The organism is Xanthomonas sp. (assembly GCF_017163755.1).
Classification (GTDB): Bacteria; Pseudomonadota; Gammaproteobacteria; order Xanthomonadales; family Xanthomonadaceae; genus Xanthomonas_A.
This window is the reverse complement of the sequence record NZ_JAFIWC010000051.1, coordinates 1-17,688: the sequence shown is the minus strand read 5'-3', so window position 1 is coordinate 17,688 and position 17,688 is coordinate 1. Positions and strand designations below refer to the sequence as shown.

Annotated in this window: 13 protein-coding genes; 5 read left to right on the top strand and 8 right to left on the bottom strand. The window is 71.4% G+C overall.

Features of this window, described 5'->3' with window-relative positions:
• The first annotated feature begins 333 nt into the window (after positions 1-333).
• On the top strand, positions 334-966 hold the full coding sequence (locus tag JR065_RS21070; RefSeq protein ID WP_206236469.1) for an NAD-dependent dehydratase: 633 nt from the start codon (positions 334-336) through the stop codon (positions 964-966).
• A 312-nt stretch (positions 967-1,278) separates the two neighbouring features.
• Here JR065_RS21070 and JR065_RS21065 read toward each other — a convergent pair whose 3' ends face one another.
• Positions 1,279-2,571: a carbohydrate porin gene (locus JR065_RS21065; RefSeq protein ID WP_206236468.1), complete on the bottom strand. Its 1,293-nt coding sequence runs from the start codon at positions 2,569-2,571 to the stop codon at positions 1,279-1,281.
• An 896-nt stretch (positions 2,572-3,467) separates the two neighbouring features.
• Positions 3,468-4,229, bottom strand: a complete 762-nt coding sequence (locus JR065_RS21060) for an SDR family NAD(P)-dependent oxidoreductase (protein ID WP_206236467.1) — start codon at positions 4,227-4,229, stop codon at positions 3,468-3,470.
• Positions 4,230-4,391: 162 nt separating this feature from the next.
• Between JR065_RS21060 and JR065_RS21055 the strand changes: the two genes are divergently transcribed.
• A complete protein-coding gene (locus tag JR065_RS21055) occupies positions 4,392-4,715 on the top strand; it encodes a DUF6172 family protein (RefSeq protein ID WP_206236466.1) in 324 nt (107 codons plus the stop codon).
• Between the two features lie 270 nt (positions 4,716-4,985).
• Here JR065_RS21055 and JR065_RS21050 read toward each other — a convergent pair whose 3' ends face one another.
• The 6 genes from JR065_RS21050 to JR065_RS21025 form a co-directional block, all read right to left on the bottom strand.
• Positions 4,986-6,266 carry a DEAD/DEAH box helicase gene (locus JR065_RS21050; protein WP_206236464.1) on the bottom strand — a complete coding sequence of 427 codons (1,281 nt, stop codon included), beginning with the start codon at positions 6,264-6,266 and terminating at the stop codon, positions 4,986-4,988.
• 188 nt (positions 6,267-6,454) lie between these two features.
• Positions 6,455-7,903 carry a dihydrolipoamide acetyltransferase family protein gene (locus JR065_RS21045; protein ID WP_206236463.1) on the bottom strand — a complete coding sequence of 483 codons (1,449 nt, stop codon included), beginning with the start codon at positions 7,901-7,903 and terminating at the stop codon, positions 6,455-6,457.
• Positions 7,900-8,250 (bottom strand): SH3 domain-containing protein, encoded by a 351-nt coding sequence (locus tag JR065_RS21040; RefSeq protein ID WP_206236462.1) that lies wholly within the window; start codon positions 8,248-8,250, stop codon positions 7,900-7,902. Before JR065_RS21040 ends, JR065_RS21045 begins: the two co-directional genes overlap by 4 nt.
• Position 8,251: 1 nt before the next feature.
• On the bottom strand, positions 8,252-9,331 hold the full coding sequence (locus JR065_RS21035) for an alpha-ketoacid dehydrogenase subunit beta (protein ID WP_206236461.1): 1,080 nt from the start codon (positions 9,329-9,331) through the stop codon (positions 8,252-8,254).
• On the bottom strand, positions 9,324-10,412 hold the full coding sequence (gene pdhA, locus JR065_RS21030; RefSeq protein ID WP_206236459.1) for a pyruvate dehydrogenase (acetyl-transferring) E1 component subunit alpha: 1,089 nt from the start codon (positions 10,410-10,412) through the stop codon (positions 9,324-9,326). Before pdhA ends, JR065_RS21035 begins: the two co-directional genes overlap by 8 nt.
• A gap of 163 nt (positions 10,413-10,575) precedes the next feature.
• Complete coding sequence (locus JR065_RS21025) at positions 10,576-14,157, bottom strand: lamin tail domain-containing protein (protein WP_206236458.1); 3,582 nt, start codon at positions 14,155-14,157, stop codon at positions 10,576-10,578.
• A gap of 165 nt (positions 14,158-14,322) precedes the next feature.
• Here JR065_RS21025 and JR065_RS21020 point away from each other — a divergent pair, with 165 nt between their 5' ends.
• From JR065_RS21020 to JR065_RS21010, 3 genes are all read left to right on the top strand, one after another.
• A complete protein-coding gene (locus JR065_RS21020; protein WP_206236456.1) occupies positions 14,323-15,234 on the top strand; it encodes a tryptophan 2,3-dioxygenase in 912 nt (303 codons plus the stop codon).
• 186 nt (positions 15,235-15,420) lie between these two features.
• Positions 15,421-16,944 carry a peptide MFS transporter gene (locus JR065_RS21015; RefSeq protein ID WP_206236455.1) on the top strand — a complete coding sequence of 508 codons (1,524 nt, stop codon included), beginning with the start codon at positions 15,421-15,423 and terminating at the stop codon, positions 16,942-16,944.
• Between the two features lie 15 nt (positions 16,945-16,959).
• Positions 16,960-17,565 (top strand): thioredoxin family protein, encoded by a 606-nt coding sequence (locus tag JR065_RS21010; RefSeq protein ID WP_206236453.1) that lies wholly within the window; start codon positions 16,960-16,962, stop codon positions 17,563-17,565.
• Positions 17,566-17,688 lie beyond the last annotated feature (123 nt).

Genomic DNA, 17,688 nt, shown 5'->3' with positions numbered 1-17,688 from the left:
CTGCGGGCCACCTTCTCCCGATGGGAGAAGGAAAAGCCAAGCCCCTCTCCCACCGGGAGAGGGGTTGGGGTGAGGGTCCGGCGCGAAGCGACTCGCGGAGTTTGGGTACGCGAGGCTTCGCCCCGTACCCTCATCCGGCCCTGCGGGCCACCTTCTCCCGATGGGAGAAGGAAAAGCCAAGCCCCTCTCCCACCGGGAGAGGGGTTGGGGTGAGGGTAGGGCGCGAAGCGCCTCATGGAGCCGGAGCCGGCCAGACGCGCGCGCCGACAGCGCCTTGCCATGTGCGTGCGATCGTCCTAGCTTCCTCTCTCTCCACCGTGCAAGGCGCTTTCGATGAAGATCCTGCTTGCCGGCGCCACCGGCCTGGTCGGTCGCCATGCGCTGGCGCAATTGCTCGCCACGCCGGCGTGCAGCGCGGTCGTGGCGCCGACCCGGCGCGCGCTGGACCTCGCCCACGCCAAGCTGCACAACCCGGTCGTCGACTTCGGGCAACTGCCGGAGCAGGCGTCCTGGTGGCAGGCGGACGCGGCGATCTGCGCGCTCGGCACCACGATGAAGCAGGCCGGCTCGCGCGAGGCGTTCCGCCGCGTCGACCACGACTACCCGCTCGCGTTCGCGCGCCTGGCCAGGCAAAACGGCGCCGGCAGCTTCGTGCTGAACTCGGCGATGGGTGCCGACGCCGGCTCGCGGGTGTTCTACACCCGGGTCAAGGGCGAGCTGGAGCGCGACCTGCAGGCGCTGGGGTTCGCTTCGCTTACGCTGGTGCGCCCTGGCCTGATCGGCGGCGAGCGCGCGCAGCCGCGTGGCGCCGAGCGCGTTGCCGGCGCGGTGTTCCATGCGCTGGGCCCGCTGTTGCCGCGCCGCTACCGGATCAATCCCGCCACGCGCGTGGCCGCCGCGCTGGTGGAACATGCGCTGCAGCCGCGCCCGGGCCGGCATGTGGTCGGCTCGGAACAGCTTGCCTGAGGGCGCGTATCCGCAAGACCGCCGGCGGCGTCCGCGCCGGCGGATCGTTGCGCCCCGCTGCGTGCAAGCGCGTGGCGCGGCTGCAATCGCGCGACCTCATCGACGCAGGTGCGGCGCCGGGCCATGCGCAATGCGACCGGCGCCGTCGACGCGCCGCCGGCGGCACACCGCTCGGAAGCGCTCGCTGGCCGGCGGTGTCGCCGCATGGCTGCCGACGGGCGAGGCGCGCTGATCCAAGTAGCCTCGATCCTGCGCATCCACGCCGCGGCACCGCGCGCGGCGCCATCGACGCACCACCGGCACCGCGCCTGGTCAGAAGCTCATGCTGACGCGCAGGCCGCCGACCACGCCGTTGTTGTCCTTGATCCCGTTGGCGTTGCGGATGTACTGCAGGTTCGGCATCAGCGACAGCGCCGGGGTGATGGCGTACTGGTAGTTCAGTTCCAGCGGGTATTCGTATTCCTGCACGCCGACGGCCGCCGCCCCGGCCGGCAGCGCGGCGTTGTAGCGGCGCTGCGCATCGCCCAGGCGCTCGCTGACGCGGGTGCGACCGGCGGCCAGACCGATGCGGTCGTACGGGCGCGAGGCGAACGGCGCATCCAGCCACGCGCCCAGCTGCAGCATCTGGTCGATGCGGTCGGAGTCCTTGTCGGCCTGCACCCAGTTGCCGAACAGGCGCAGCGTGCCGCCGCCGGGCGTGCGCCATAGCGCCTGCTCGGCGGTGGCGTAGTAGCCGCTTTCGCTGTCCATCGTCGCGGTGGCATCGTCGCTGAGGTCCGACGGCAGGCCGCTGGCGGTGACGGTGTTGCGGTAGTCGGCGCTGTTGCGCCAGCCGCCGACGCGATAGTGGCCCTGCAGGCCGTCGCCGAACGTGGGCAGGTACTCGATCTCGGCCACCAGCAGCGTGCCCTGGCTGTCGCCGTCGGTGGTCAGTTTCAGGCCCTGGTCGTGGTCCAGGTTGTTCGGGTTGACGTCGTAGGCGCCGACCTTGAAGCGCCAGGCGTCGTCGGGCCTGAACGCGACCACCGCGCCGTACTGGCTGATCGGGTCGACGTACCAGCCGTTGCTGACATAGCCGGGCAGGCCGCCGCAGAAGCTCAGGTTCTGGAACTTGCAGGAGAAGGAGAAGAAATCGCCGTTGGCGTACAGCCGGCCGAGCTTGATGCTGAGGCGGTCGTCGAACAGCTGCTGGGTCAGCGAGAACTGGGTCAGCCGGGTCACCGAACCGCGCCCGTGGATTTCCTGCACCGCCAGCAGGGTCGGGAAGCCGGCGGTGTCGTTGAGCGATTCGCCGTTGCGGTTGGCCACCTCGACCTTGAAGGTAGCGCCGCGCCATGCCCACAGCTTGTCCAGATCGAAGGTGCCGGCGAGGAAGAACTGGTCGGCATAGGCGTAGGTGTCGTCGCGGCGGCCGCCGGAGTTGTTGTGCGCGAACTCGCCGGTGTAGGACAGGCGCAGGTCCACGCCGCTGTCGACCAGCCGGGTGCGCGCGCCGCCCCAGTCGCCGGTCAGGGTGGTGGCCGGGTCGAAATCCTGCGCCGCGGCCTGCGCGCAGCACAGCGCGGCCGACAGCGTCGCCAGCGCGATGCATGGGTTCTTGATCATGAGTGACTCGCTTTGCGCGGGGCCGGCGGGAGCGCGTGGCCCGGGGACATGGGAAGGATCCCGGCGCGGCGGGGGCCGCGCGGAGAAGGGCAGCGATCGCCGAGGCGCGATTGCCCCTGCGGTGCTGGCCGCCATGGCAGTGCGTCGCCCAAAGCGGCACAGGCCCTGCGACGCGGACCATGGCCCGGCGGCGAACGGCATGAGGTGACGGCGTCGATGCGGGGATGGAACACGTGGCCTCCAGGTCGTCCGGCGACGGGGTGTCGCGGCGCAGGTGAAATCGGTGAGCCCTGTGGCCGGAGCTTATCGCCGGGGTGATCGTTTGATGTTCGTTGTTGTTCTAATTGGCTCGATCTTGTTGTTTTATATTCAGGTCCGGTGCCCGGCGCGCAGGCGCGGGCATGGGCATGCCACGCGCCTGCTCCTTTGGCGGCGCGGTTTTTTCGAATCGGCTCGAACGATGGAGGCCGTGGCTGGCATGCCGGCTGCCGGTGGCGCGAAGCAGCGCGCCATGACCGTTTGCTGCATTGCAGCGTCATGGATCGGCCGCATCAGCGGCTGCGCCGCCGACAGGATCGGCCGGACGGCGGGCCGCACTCGCCGATGGTCCGCCTGCGGCCACCGCGCACGCGTTGCCTGCAGCGGTTCGTCCGCGGCATCGCCCGGCCGCGGCCGACATCCCGTTGCGCTGCGCATGCCATTGCCCGTGGGGGCGGGTCGGCCGCCGGGACGGCTGGAGGCGCGGGCGGTGGCATGCGCCGCCCGGCGGCGGTGCAACGCTGCATCAGCCGTCGCCCTCTCGCTTCATCTCCCGTTTTCTGCAACGCCCCTGGTCTTCCTGCCAGGCGACCTGCGCCGGCGCCGCCGGTGCGCCGCGCAGCGTACGCCGCGGCGCGTCAGACCCCCAGCGACTGCCCGCCGTCCACCGCCAGCACCTGGCCGGTGATCCAGCGCGCCTGCGCCGAGGCGAGGAACAGCGCCGCCTGGGCGATGTCCTCGACCGTGCCGAAGCCGCCGAACGGGATGCTGGCGCGGATGTGGCGGTACAGCTCGGGCTCGTGCTGGCGGCGCCGGTCCCACAGGCCGCCGGGGAACTCGATCGAACCCGGCGCGATCGCGTTGACCCGGATGCGGTCGCGCGCCAGCTCGGCGGCCAGCGTGGCCGTGTAGTAGTTCAGCGCCGCCTTCGCCGCCGAATACGCCGGCACCCGCGGCGTGGGCCGCAGCGCATTGATCGAACTGATGTTGAGGATGCAGCCGCGGCCGCTGGCGCGCAGTGCTGGCAGCGCGGCGCGGTTGCAGCGCACCGCCGCCATCAGGTCGACGTCGAAACCGGCCTGCCAGCTGGCGTCGTCGCTGCCGTTGCCGTAGCCGGAGGCGTTGTTGACCACCACGTCGATGCCGTTCAGCGCGTTGGCCGCGGCGGCCACCCAGGCCTGGATCTGCGCCGCGTCGGCCAGCTCGCAGGGCTGCGCGTGCACGCGCGGGCCGTGCGCGGCGAGGGCGTCGGCCGCCTGCTCCAGCTGCGCCGCGCCGCGCGCGCAGATCGACAGCGCCGCGCCGCGGCGCGCGAACGCCTCGGCGATCGCCAGGCCGATGCCGCGGCTGCCGCCGGCGACGAGGACGCGGTAGCCCGCGAAGTCGGGGGAATCGGTCATCGTGTCATCCTGTGCGTGGCGCGCCTGCCGGCGCCGGGCAGGAAAGTATCGGCGATCCACGCGCGCGGCCGGGTTCTGGCACGATGGCGCCCCTGCCCGCCATGCGGCGCCGGCCGCTGCGCCGCCGCCAGCCGCCATCCCTCCATCAGGATCTCCTCCGCAGTGAAAAAAACCTACCAGCTCCGCATCGAAGGCAAGCATCCCGACCGCCTGCTCGATGCCAGCAAGCACGACATCCGCAAGTACATCCGCCGCGAGCGGCGCAAGACCCTGCCGGCCGGCGCCGACTATTGGGACTTCGACACGCTGTTCGGCGCCGACGAGGCCAGCGCCGCGGTCGTGCCGCCGGCCGAGCTGCTGCGTTCGATCGACGCGCTGGTCGCCACGGGCGGCACCCAGTTCTACGTGGAAATCCGCAGCAAGCCGGGCAAGCGCACGCCGCGGGCGCAGGGCGATGCCGCCGTGGCCGATCCGTTCGACGATTGAGCGTGGGCTGCGCATGCCCCTGTTTGGAGCGGATGCGGGTGGTCTTCCAGCCATTGGCCGAGATGATCGACGCGGGGCGTTTCGGCCGGTGTCGCGGCTGAAGCCGCTCCTACAGAAGCGCGCAGCTGGCTGGCCGGAAGCACTGTAGGAGCGGCTTCAGCCGCGACCGACAGGATCGGCGCGCGCAATGCATCGGATCGCGGCGGCCTGCGCTCTGCGAAATAGCGCGCGCATCCCCGGCATCGGCCGCGACCCGCGCCGCAAACGCGATCAACGCTTCGCAGGCAGCCCGCCGCTGCCCTGCGCAGCCGCGCGCAGCTTGTCTTTCTTGCTCGGGCGCTGGCCCTTGATGCCGCCGGTCTGCGGTGCTGTCTCGGCGGCAGGCGCGGCCGTCTGCGTCGGTTCGAAACCGGTAATGCGTTCGCGCGGCACGCGCAGCCGCTCGCGCTTTTCGATCAGGCGCAGGTGCGCCAGGCTGTCGGCGCCGACGAAGCTCACCGCCATGCCGTCGGCACCGGCGCGCGCGGTGCGGCCGATGCGGTGGACGTAGTCGACGGTCGCGCGCGGCAGGTCGTAGTTGACCACCACCGGCAGCCGGTCGATGTCGATCCCGCGCGCGGCCACGTCGGTGGCGACCAGCACCTGCAGCTGCTTCAGCTTGAACGCGTCCAGGGTCTGCCGGCGCCGGCCCTGGCTCAGTTCGCCGTGCAGCGGCTGCGCGGCCAGGCCGGCCTTGCGCAGCTTCTCGGCCACGTTCTCGGCCGCGCGCTGGCTGGCGACGAACACCAGCGCCTGCGGCCATGCCTCGGCCTGCAGCAGGTGGCGCAACAGCTGCGTGCGCTGCGCGGGGTCGACCTCGATGGCGCGTTGCCGGATCGCCGGCGCCGCCGCCGGCTCGGCGTCGGCCGCGACGTCCACCCGCAGCGGTTCGCGCAACAGGCGCCGCGCCAGGCGCTCGACCGGCGCCGGGAACGTGGCCGAGAACAGCAGGGTCTGCCGCTGCGGCGGCAGCCGCGCCAGGATCTGGCCCAGTTCGTCGGCAAAGCCCAGGTCCAGCAGCCGGTCGGCTTCGTCCAGCACCAGCGTCGCCACGCCGCCCAGGCCCAGCGCGTTGTGCGCGATCACGTCGAGCAGCCGCCCCGGCGTGGCCACGACCAGGTCGGCGCCGCCGCGCAGCTGCATCAGTTGCGGATTGATCGACACGCCGCCGGCCAGCGCGACGACCTTGATGCGCCGGGGCAGGTGGCGCCCGAGCGCGGCCAGCGTGTCGCTCGCCTGCGCGGCCAGTTCGCGCGTGGGCACCAGCACCAGGCCGCGGACCTGCCCGTCGGGCGGTGCCGCGCGCTGCGCCGCGTGCTGCAGCAGCGGCAGCGCGAACGCCGCGGTCTTGCCCGAGCCGGTCGGCGCGCAGCCGAGCACGTCGCGTCCCTGCACGATCGCCGGGATCGCCTGCGCCTGCACCGCGGTGGGCGCGGCGTAGCCGGCGTCGGCCAGGGCGCGGGCGAAGAACGGCAGCAGCTCGGGCGACAGGCCCAGCGAGGCGAATGGCATGCAGCGGTATCCGAAGGAGGGGAGCGCGGTCGGCGATGTAGCCGCACCCTTCCGGGCACCGGCCACGCCGCCGCGCTGCGGCGAAGCTTACGCCGCAGCGGCGCCGGAAGCGCGCCGAGCGCCGCTGGCGACGCCGCCGCCGCGCCCTGCAGCGCGGGCGCGGCGCCAGCGACGCCGTAGCGCGTGGCTCAGTCGGCCAGCGCCAGGTCGTCGATCATCGCGCGCAGGAAGCGCGCCGCTTCGCCGCCGGTGCAGGCGCGGTGGTCGAAGGTGACCGACAGCGGGATCAGCTTGTGCGTCTCCACGCCGCCCATCACCGGCACCAGCTGGTGGCGGGCACGGCCGGCGGCGACGATCGCCACGCACGGCGGCACCACCACCGGGGTGGCGTAGCGGCCGGCGAACATGCCGAAGTTGGACAGCGAGATGGTGTAGCCGCTCAGTTCCGAGGCGGCGATGCTGCGCGCCTCCACCTGCTGGCGCAGGCGGTTGACGCCCTCGCGGATGCCGCGCGCGTCGAGCATGTCGGCGTTGCGCAGCGCCGGCACGAACAGGCCGTCGTCGGTGTCCACGGCGATGCCCACGTCCACCTGCGCGTGCAGGGTGCGGGTCAGCGCGTCGCCGTCGAACCAGGCATTGAGCGCCGGCACCGCGCGGCAGGCGACGACGATCGCGCGCACCAGCCGCGCGGTCATGTCGTTGCCCGGCGCCCAGGCATGGATGTCGGCGTCGTCGTTGAGCGTGGTCGGCACCACCTTGGCGTGCGCGTCGGCCATCACCCGCGCCATGTTGCGGCGCACGCCCTTGAGCTGTTCCGGCTGGCCGTGGACGGCCACGCCCGGCGGCTGCGTGCGCATCGGCTTGCCGGCCGCCGACAGCGGCGTGCGCGTCGGCGCCGGTGCGGCAGGCGCCGTTGTAGGAGCGGCTTCAGCCGCGACCTGAGCAGGCCGTGCGGTCGCGGCCGATGGCCCTGGGCCACCCGGAGCCGCTCCTACAGCAGCCGAGCCGTCGGCGGCGGCGCGCTTCACGTCGGCCAGGGTCACCGCGCCGTCGCCGCCGCTGGCGCGCACCCGCGCCAGGTCCACGCCCAGCTTCCTGGCCAGCGCGCGCACCGCCGGCATCGCCCGGATCCCGCCCACCGACACCGCGCGCTCGCTGTGCACGGCGTTGGAGCTCTGCATCGCGCCGACCACGGTGCCGGCGTCGTCGCGCTCGCCGCGCTCGGTGGCGGCGTCGGCATCGTGCAGTTCGCCGCCTTCGTCGGAGGCGATGACGCGGTCGTTGTCGCCCGGCGCGTCCTCGCCGGCGCCCTTGCCCGACGTGGCCGGCGCGGCGGGCGCGCCGCCGTGGTGGTGGCCGGTGTCCTGGCCCTCGGCACGCTGCGGCAGGTTCGGGTCCGGCTCGAACTGCGCCAGCATGTGCCCGGTGACGACGATGTCGCCGGGCGCGCCGGCCAGTTTCAGCACCTTGCCCGATACCGGCGAGGGCACTTCCACCACCGCCTTGGCGGTCTCCATCGACACCAGCGGCTCGTCGAGCTGGATCGTGTCGCCTTCCTTGACGAACCACTCGACGATGGTCGCGTCCGGCAGGCCTTCGCCCAGGTCGGGCAGGTTGAAGCTCTTGGTTTGGCTCATGGGTTCTCTTCCAGCAGTTCCAGGTCGCGTGCCGGCAGCCAGCCCTGCGCGCCGTCGGCGCGTTCGGACCACCACCAGTCACCGTATTCGTGGTGCAGCGTCACCGTCTCGCCGCGTGCGGCGTCCAGTTCGCGTGCGTCGTAGTCGCGCAGCGCCTCGGCGTGGCCGTCGCCGGTCGGGCGCAGCCATGCCAGCGGCGCCCAGCCGGCATGGCCGCCGCCGGTGGTGGTCCACACGAACGCCGGCCACTCCTCGTCGCGCACGCCCAGCGCGACCCGCTCGCCGGCGGCGAAGCGGATCGGATGCGGGTAGGCGGCGTGGTAGTCGCTGAGCAGGCGCGCGCGCATCTCAGCCCGCGGCGACGGCACGCTTGGCCGCTGCGAGGATCTTGTCCACGCTCGGCAGATACTTCATCTCCAGGCGGAACAGCGGGATGTGCGTGTCGTAGCCGGCCACGCGCTCGACCGGCGCGCGCAGGTCGTACATCGACTGCTCGGCCAGGCGCGCGGCGATCTCCGCGCCGAAGCCGGCGCTGCGCGGGGCCTCCTGCACGATCACGCAGCGGCCGGTGCGCGCCACCGACTCGGCGATGGTGTCGAAGTCCAGCGGGCGCAGCGTGGCCACGTCGATCACCTCGGCGCTGATGCCTTCGCCGGCGAGCTTGTCGGCCGCCTCCAGCGCCTCCTTGACCTGCGCGCCCCAGGTCACCAGGGTCACGTCGGTGCCGTCGCGCAGCACGAAGCACACGTCCAGCGGCAGCGCCTCGCCGTCGTCGGCGACCACTTCCTTGTACTGGCGGTAGATGCGCTTGGGCTCCATGTAGATCACCGGGTCCGGCTCGCGGATCGCCGCCAGCAGCAGGCCGTAGGCGCGCTGCGGCGAGGACGGCAGCACCACGCGCAGGCCCGGCACGTTGGTGAAGATCGCCTCGTTGGCCTCGCTGTGGTGCTCCGGCGCGCGGATGCCGCCGCCCCACGGCACGCGCAGCACCATCGGGCAGTGCAGGCGGCCGCGGGTGCGGGTGCGCAGGCGCGCGGCGTGGCAGATGAGATGATCGACCATCGGATAGACGAAGCCGTCGAACTGCGCTTCGGCCACCGGCTTCATGCCCTGCGCGGCCAGGCCGACGGTCAGCCCGGCGATGGTGGTCTCGTCCAGCGGGGTGTCCAGCACGCGCTCGGCGCCGAAGCGCTGCTGCAGGCCGGCGGTGGCGCGGAACACGCCGCCGTTGACGCCGACGTCCTCGCCCAGCACCAGCACCGACGGGTCGTGCTGCAGTTCCCAGGCCAGCGCCTGGGTCACGGCTTCGATCAAGGTGATGGGAGTGGCGGTCATCGGGCGTTCTCCGCGCGAGGCGGCCGCGCTGTGGGCGGCGCCGGCGTCGTGCGCGGCCGTGGTGTCTTGACGGTGGTTCTTGGGCTCATCCATGGCGCCGCTCCAGCGCGACCGCCTCGGCACGCTGCGCGAGCAGGTCCGGCGGCGGGTCGGCGTACAGGTAGTCGAACATCGCTTCCACCGGCTGCACCGGCGTCTCCAGGTAGGCGTTGACCTCGATGTCGACCAGGCGCGAGCACTCGCGCTTCCATTCCGCTTCGTCGGCTTCGTTCCACACCCCCTGCGCGGTCAGGAAGCTGCGCAGCCGGGTCATCGGCTCGCGTTCCCAGGCGCGCTTGACCTCGGCGTCGTCGCGGTAGCGGCGCGCGTCGTCGGCGGTGGTGTGGTCGGCCAGGCGGTAGGTGAGCAGTTCGAGCACGGTGCCGCCTTCGCCGGACAGCGCGCGCACGCGCGCCTGGCGCATCGCTTCGAGCACCGCGATCAGGTCGTTGCCGTCCACCTGCAGGCAGTGCAGGCCGCCGGCCAGGCCCTTCTGCGCCAGCGTCTGCGCGCCGGTCTGCGCCGAGCGCGGCACCGAGATCGCCCAGCCGTTGTTGATCACGCACAGGATCAGTGGCAGCTGGTAGGCGCCGGCCGAGTTCAGCGCGGCGTAGAAGTCGGTCTTCGACGAGCCGCCGTCGCCGCAGGTGCTCACCGCCACGTTGGCCTGGCCGCGCAGCTTGAACGCCAGCGCGGTGCCGGCCGCGTGCAGGCACTGGGTGGAGATCGGCACGCAGAACGGGAAATCGCGCGCGGCGTCGCTATCGCGCAGGTAGTCGTTGCCGCGCTCGTCGCCGCCCCAGTACAGCAGCACTTCGCGCGGGCGCACGCCGCGCATGAACATCGCGCCGTACTCGCGGTAGCTCGGCGCCAGCACGTCGCCGCTGCGCATCGCCGCGCCGATGCCGATGTGCGAGGCCTCGTGGCCCAGGCACGAGGCGTAGGTGCCGAGCTTGCCGGTGCGCTGCAGGGCCACCGCCTTGCTGTCGAAGGTGCGCACGTACAGCATCTGCTTGAACAGCGGAAGCAGGCTCTGCGGGTCGGGGCAGGCCTCGGGAAGGGCGTCGCGGACGAGCTTGCCGTCCGCGTCGAGGTATTGCAGGTAATGGATCTCGAATTGCGCGGCAAGGCTCATCGGGTACTGCACCTTCAGCAGGAATCTGAGAATGATAGACCCGGCATGTTAAGCAAGCCGGAACCCAAACCCTTCCTGCGCTGCAACACACTGCGTTGCTGGCATGCACAAAAAAGAACGCGGCCGAAGCCGCGTTCCTGCTGCCGCAAGGCGTTGCGTGCCTTCAGCAGCCGCGCCCGGTGCAGGCGGTGCGGGTGGAGATCGTGTCGGCGTTGTCGCCGGCATCGGCATCCGGCGTCGCCGAGCTGACCTGCGCCTGTACGGTGATCGCGCCGCCGGACGGCAGCGGGCGCGCCGGCACCTTCAGCGCGAAGCTGGCGCGCGCGCCCGGCGCCAGCGACGGGGTCTGGCACAGGTAGCGTACCGAGCGCGCGCCCAGGCGGGTGACCTTGCTGCAGCGCCAGCCGCGCGGCGGCTGCAGCACGCTGAGCGCGCTCAGGGTGTTGCCCTCGATGCTCAGCTTGGCCGCCTCGGCCGCGATCTGGCCGTGGTTGCCGACCACGATGCGGTAGTCGGCGCTGAACGCGGTGCGCGGCAGCGACGCCGGGCCGCTGAGCTGCACCGACAGGTCCGCAGTCGGCGGCGCGGTCACCGCCACCGCGGCGACCGCGTTGTCGTTGCCGGCATCCGGGTCCGGGGTCTGCGACTTGGCCGACGCGGCCAGGGTCAGCGTACGCCCGGCCAGCGCGGCCTCGGCCGGCACCTGCACGGTGAAGCGCTGCGAGGCGCCGTTGCCGAACTCGGTGGTGGTGCAGGCGATGCTGGTGGTGCCGGCGCCGGCCTGCGCCGCGCCGCAGGTCCAGCCCGGCGCGGCGGTCAGCGTCGGCGTCACCGCCGCGTCGAACGCGAACGCCAGCGCCGCGTACCTGGCCGCATCCGGACCCCGGTTGCTCACCTGCACCTGGTAGCGGATGGTGCCGCCGGCGACCACGCTGGACTGCTCGGCGTTGGCGGCCACGGCCAGGTCGGCCGACTGCAGCGGCTTGAGCTTGAGCAGCACCACCGCCGGGTCGTGGTCGGACAGGCGCGCCGGCGAGTCGCCGGCGTTGCGCGCGGTGGCCGGGAAGTCGGCGTTGATCCGCGCATGGCCCACGTCGAGCGTGGCCACCTGCGCCGAGGCCATCAGCGCGCGGTTGGCGAGCACGTGGTCCAGCGACTGCACGTTGCCATCAAAGGCGTACGAGTAGCTCTGGTCCGGCGTGGACAGCAGGGTCAGGTTGTACAGGTCCGGGTTCACCAGGTCGGCGCCGTCGCCTTCGACCACGGTCTGCGCGTCGGCCGACGGCAGGCCGGTCACCGTGCCCATCGCATCGACATAACCGTCGTTGAACTCGAAGGCGTTGAAGTCGCCCAGCACCAGCGCCTGCTCGGCCGGATCGGCGGCCTGCCGCGCCTGCAGCAGGTTGGCCAGGAACACCGCCTGCGCCTGGCGCTTGGCGCGGATGCGCACGCCGCCGGCATCGTCGGTCTCGGCGCCGTTGAGCGAGCGCTGGTGCACCACCACCACGGTCAGCGGCAGCGCGCGGCCGTCGGCGAAATGCACCACCGCCTTGAGCAGCAGCGGCGGGCGGTCGTTGAGCAGGCTGGTGGCGCCGCCCGGCTCGGTCCAGGTGGTGGCCTTGCCTTCCTGGCTGACCGACACGACGTCCACCCGCGCGATGCCGGCGCCGACCTGCCCGGTCTTGACCAGGAAGCCGACGTCGATGCCGCCGACGTCGTTGCCTTCCTGCAGGTACGCCACGTACTGCGGATCGGGCTGGCCGGCGGCCACCGCGTCGCTGTTGACGCGGCTGGCCAGGGTCTGCAGCACGCTCAGGCTCTCCACTTCCACCGTGCCCAGGATGTCGGGCGTGTTGAGGTAGTTGCGGATCGCCAGCGAGGCCTTGTTGAGCCGCGCCTGGTAGGCGGCCGGGGTCAGCACCGGTTCGCCGATCGCCGGGTCGTTCTGGTCGTCGAAGAAGCGCTCCATGTTGTAGGTGGCCACGTTGACGTCGTCGGCCTGCGGCGCCGGGGCCGGCTTGGGCTGGTCGGCGCCGTTGCATTGCACCGTGGGCGCGGTTTCCGGATAGATCGTGTAGCGGCGGAAGCTGTAGTCCAGCGGGCCGCTGACGCCGAGCACCACGCAGCCGCTGGCCACGTCGAGGCGCTCGCCGCCCAGGCCGGCGCTGCCCACCGCGATCACCTGCGGGTTGGTGTTCCAGCGCGGCACGCCGGCCGGGGACCCGGCCGGCAGCGGGTCGGGCTGCTGCACGCCGGGAGTGCGCCAGGCGCGCGGCAGGCCGGTGACCACGGCATGGAACACGCCGTTGCTGGTGGCGGTGGCGTTGGTCTCGTTGACGCTGCCGAGCGTGGGCGTGTTGACGGTCAGGCTGGGCGCGGCCACGCGCATGCCTTCAAGGCGCTCGAGCTGGTCGTAGGCGCCGCTCGGGTCGGGGAAGCGGGTGGTCAGCGTCACCGCGGCCGGCAGCGGATTGCCGGTGGACTGCAGCAGCACGGTCGGCGTGCCCAGTTCGGTCAGCGGCGGCTGGGTCGGGTCGGCGCTGGGCACGTATTCGAGCACCGTGGCCTGCACACGCACCGCGTTGCCGACCGCGGCCTCGTCCGGCGGTGCGCTGCCGGTGTAGACGTAGATGCCTTCGGAGGTCAGCGGGTCGGCATCGGCCTGCGCGTCGGGCGCCTGCAGGAAGAAGCCGGCGCTGCGCCGCGCGGTGACGATGCCGCTGGTGGCGACGATCTGCCCGACCAGCGGCGAACGCGCGCCGCTGCCCTGGATGCTGTGGATCGGCACCAGGTTGAAGTCGTCGTTGAGGATCACGCCGCTGGCGGTCAGCGTGGCCGGCAACGCGCCGCTGATGCCGGTGACGTCGACGTAGAAGGTCTCGTCCGGCTCGTTGGCGGTGTCGCCGTCGACCTGCACGCTGATCGTGGCGCTGCTGTCGCCGGCGGCGATGGTCACCGCGGTCGCGGCCAGGGCCTGGTAGTCGCTGCCGGCGCTGGCGCTGCCGTCGCGGGTGGCGACCTGGAAGCTGACCCCGCCGCTGCCGGCCGGCTGGCTCAGGTTGAGCGTGAACACGAACGCGGTGGCGCCGCTGTCGCCTTCGCCGCGGCTGACGTTGGCCAGCGTGGCCACCGGCTGTCCGCCGCCGCCGCACAGGCTGGGCGCGGCGGCGCCGTTGCGCGGGTTCGGCGCGCCGGTGGCGAAGTCGGCGTTGTTATCGTTGCTGTCGCTGCAGCCGCCGTTGCCGCGCAGCACCGCCAGCGCGTTGCTCGGCGCGGCGGTCGGCGCGCTGCCTTCGGCGCAGCTGGCGGTACTGCCGTAGCCGACGAAATCGACGTTGCCGGTGGGGCAGGCGCCGCTCAGCGCGGCCGCCGCAGTGCTCAGCGCGACCTTGCCGGCGGTGCCGCTCATCGCGGTGGTGCCGGTGGCGTCGGGGATGGGCAGCGCGGTGCTGCCGCCGCTGCCGTCGGCCTGCTTGACCAGGTAGTAGCCGCCCGGCGCGATGCTGCCGGCCAGCGGGGTGACCTGCCAGCTGCTGCCGGCGGCCGAGGCGTACTGCACCGACCAGCCGGCCAGGCTCACCGCCTCGTTGCCGTTGTTGTGCAGTTCGACGAAATCGCTCCTGTAGGTGGCGCCGCTGTTGCCGCCACCGCCATAGACCTGGCTGATGACGACCTGGGCCTGGCCGTGGCCGGCACAGGCCAGCGCGCACGACAGCACTGCAGCACGAAGCAGCATGGTTCGCATGACGAAGATTCTCCCCAATCCTTGAAGTCGCAAGTTGCGGCGATGACGCACAGCGCTCCCCAAAGCGCCGGCCCGATTCTGCCCCAGTTTGCGCAGGGCTGCTGACCGCGGTGTGACAGGCGTCGCTGCGGTACCCTTGCCGGCCCCGTCCCGCCGTGCCCGCCCATGCCCGTCGAACAGAACCAGCGCCCGCTCGAAGCCGGCATCCATACCGACCTGGAAGGCCGGCTCACCTACGGCGGCTACCTGCGGCTGGACCAGCTGCTGTCGGCGCAGCAGCCGCTGTCGGACCCGCCGCACCACGACGAGATGCTGTTCATCATCCAGCACCAGACCTCCGAGCTGTGGCTGAAGCTGCTGGCGCACGAGCTGCGCGCGGCGATCGGGCACCTGCAGCGCGACGAGGTCTGGCAGTGCCGCAAGGTCATGGCGCGCAGCAAGCAGGTGCTGCGCCAGCTGACCGAGCAGTGGTCGGTGCTGGAGACGCTGACCCCGTCCGAATACATGGGCTTTCGCGACGTGCTCGGTCCGGCCTCGGGCTTCCAGTCGCTGCAGTACCGCTATGTCGAGTTCCTGCTCGGCAACAAGAACGCGCAGATGCTGCGCGTGTTCGGCCACGACCCGCAGGGCCAGGCGGCGCTGCAGGCGGTGCTGGACGCGCCCAGCCTGTACGAGGAATTCCTGCGCTACCTGGCGCGCTTCGGCCATGCCATCCCCGCCGCCTACCAGGCGCGCGACTGGGCCCAGCCGCACGTGACCGACCCGGCGCTGCGCCCGGTGTTCGAACGCATCTACGAGAACACCGACCGCTACTGGCGCGAATACGCGCTGTGCGAGGACATGGTGGACCTGGAGACGCAGTTCCAGCTGTGGCGCTTCCGCCACATGCGCACGGTGATGCGGGTGATCGGCTTCAAGCGCGGCACCGGCGGCTCCAGCGGCGTGGGCTTCCTGCGCCAGGCGCTGGAACTGACGTTCTTCCCGGAACTGTTCGAGGTGCGGACGTCGGTGGGGCTGGAAAGCCGGGACCCGGGACCGGGGACCGGGGACCCGGAAGCGGCATCGCAGGAACCGTAAGGCTACCGCCGGCGCCGCTCTGGCCAGGGAATCGTTGCGGCTGGGCGTTCCGCTTTTCCCGGTCCCTGGTCCCCGGTCCCCAGTCCCGCCAATTTGACGTCGCCGCCAACTGTCGGTGATGCTCGCCCGTTACCCGGCCCGGCCGGAATCGCCCAGCCCATACTGAATACGCAAGGGAAACACCGCATGAGCGTTGACGACGTCGCGTCGAACCACCGAGCCACTCCGCCGCAGCCGCCAGCGCAACCGCCCGAATTCAGCACCTTGCTGGGCCATCCACGGCCGCTGTGGATGCTGTTCATGACCGAGTTCTGGGAACGCTTCGCGTTCTACGGGATCCGCTGGGCGCTGGTGCTGTACATCGTGGCGCAGTTCCATGACGGCCAGGGGTCGGGCCAGGCGCCGGCCAGCGCCACCTACGGCGCCTACCTGGCGCTGGTGTACGCGGCGGCGATCTTCGGCGGCTACATCGCCGACCGGGTGCTCGGCTACCAGCGGTCGATCCTGGTCGGTGCGGCGGTGATGGCCGCCGGCCTGTTCATGATCTCGATCCCGAACCCGCAGATCTTCGAGCTCGGCCTGGCCACCGTGGTGGTCGGCAACGGCCTGTTCAAGCCCAACATCTCGACCATGGTCGGCCAGCTGTACAGCGCCGCCGATCCGCGCCGCGACAGCGGCTTCACCATCTTCTACATGGGCATCAACCTGGGCGCGATGATCGCGCCGTGGCTGACCCAGCAGCTGGCCGAGAAGGTGTTCGGCACCGACGTCATGCCGTCGTACAAGATGGTGTTCATCGCCTCGGGCATCGGCATGCTGATCAGCCTGGTGTGGTTCTGGTTCGGCCGCGCCCAGCTCAAGGGCATCGGCGCGCCGATCCACGGCGGCGCCAGCCGCATGCGCGTGGTGTGGGTGATGCTGGGCATGCTGGTGGCGATCCCGGTGGTGTACATGGCGCTGGCCGCCGGCGCCGAGATCCTGCAGTGGATCCTCAGCACGATGTTCGTGATCCTGGCGGTGATGCTGCTGATCGAAGGCGTCCGCAACGGCAAGGTGGCGCGCGACAAGGTGATCGCGATGCTGATCATCTTCGCCTTCAACGTGCTGTTCTGGATGTTCTTCGAGCAGGCCGGCAGCTCGTTCACCTTCCTCGCCAACGAGATCGTCGACCGCCAGTTCGGCGACTGGACCTTCCCCACCGCGTGGTTCCAGTCGGTCAATTCGCTGGCGATCATCACCCTGGCGCCGATCATCGCCTGGATCTGGGTCAAGGCCGGGCGCTTCAATCCGTCGATCTCGCGCAAGTTCGCGCTGGGCTTGATATTCAACGGCGTGGCCTTCCTGCTGCTGATGTTCGCCCTGTCCAGCCTGGTCGACGACGCCGGCAAGATCCCGTTCTGGACCCTGTTCATGGTCTACGTGATCCAGTCGGTGGGCGAGCTGTGCCTGTCGCCGATCGGCCTGTCGATGGTGACCAAGCTGGCGCCGTTGCGCCTGGTCGGCTTCGGCATGGGCGGCTGGTTCCTGTCTACCGGCATCGGCAACAACCTGTCGGGCATCTTCGCCAGCCACGTCAGCGGCGAGGGCGGGATGACCGTATCCTCCGCGCTGAGCGGCTATACCTTCGGTTTCTGGGCGCTGCTCGGCGCCGGTGTGCTGCTGTTCCTGATCGCACCGTTGATCAGCAAGCTGATGCACGGTGTCAAATGAAGTGAGGTAGACGCAATGTCGAACAACAACAAGACGATGTGGAGCGCGGCGGCGCTGGTGCTGCTGCTCGGCGGCTGCGGCAAGGCCTCGGCGCCCGACGAGACGCAGGCGCCGGCCAGGCCGCTGGACACCTCGGTGCAGAAGCCGCCGGTGGCCGATCCGAACCAGCCGGTGGCCTCGGGCAACACCCCGGCCGCCGCCGACGTGGCCGCGGTCGCGGCGCTGAGCGCGCAGTTCGACCCGAACCGCGACCCGGTCAAGGACCTGGAAACGGCGCAGGTGGAAGCCAAGCGCGGCGGCAAGCGGATCCTGCTGGACGTGGGCGGCCAGCAATGCGCGTGGTGCCATGTCCTGGACGAGTTCATCGAGGGCGACGCGGAGCTGCGCAGCTTCCGCGACGCCAACTACGTGTGGGTCAAGATCAACCACAGCGACGAGAACAAGAACGAGGCGTTCCTGTCGCGCTATCCGAAGATCGCGTCCTACCCGCACCTGCTGGTGCTCGACGCCGACGGCAAGCTGCTGCACTCGCAACTGGCCAACGAACTGGAGAAGGGCGAAGGCTACGACCGCAAGAAGTTCTTCGACTTCCTCAAGCAGTGGGCGCCGCCGCAGCCCTGAGCGAAGCTTCCAGGCGTTTGTCCTGGATGCCGAAAGGCGCAGTGGACCCTGTAGGAGTCAACTGTCATGCAGGAGCGATCCCAGGAGGGGCATAAGGCGCTCGATCACGCGCGATGGCGTTGA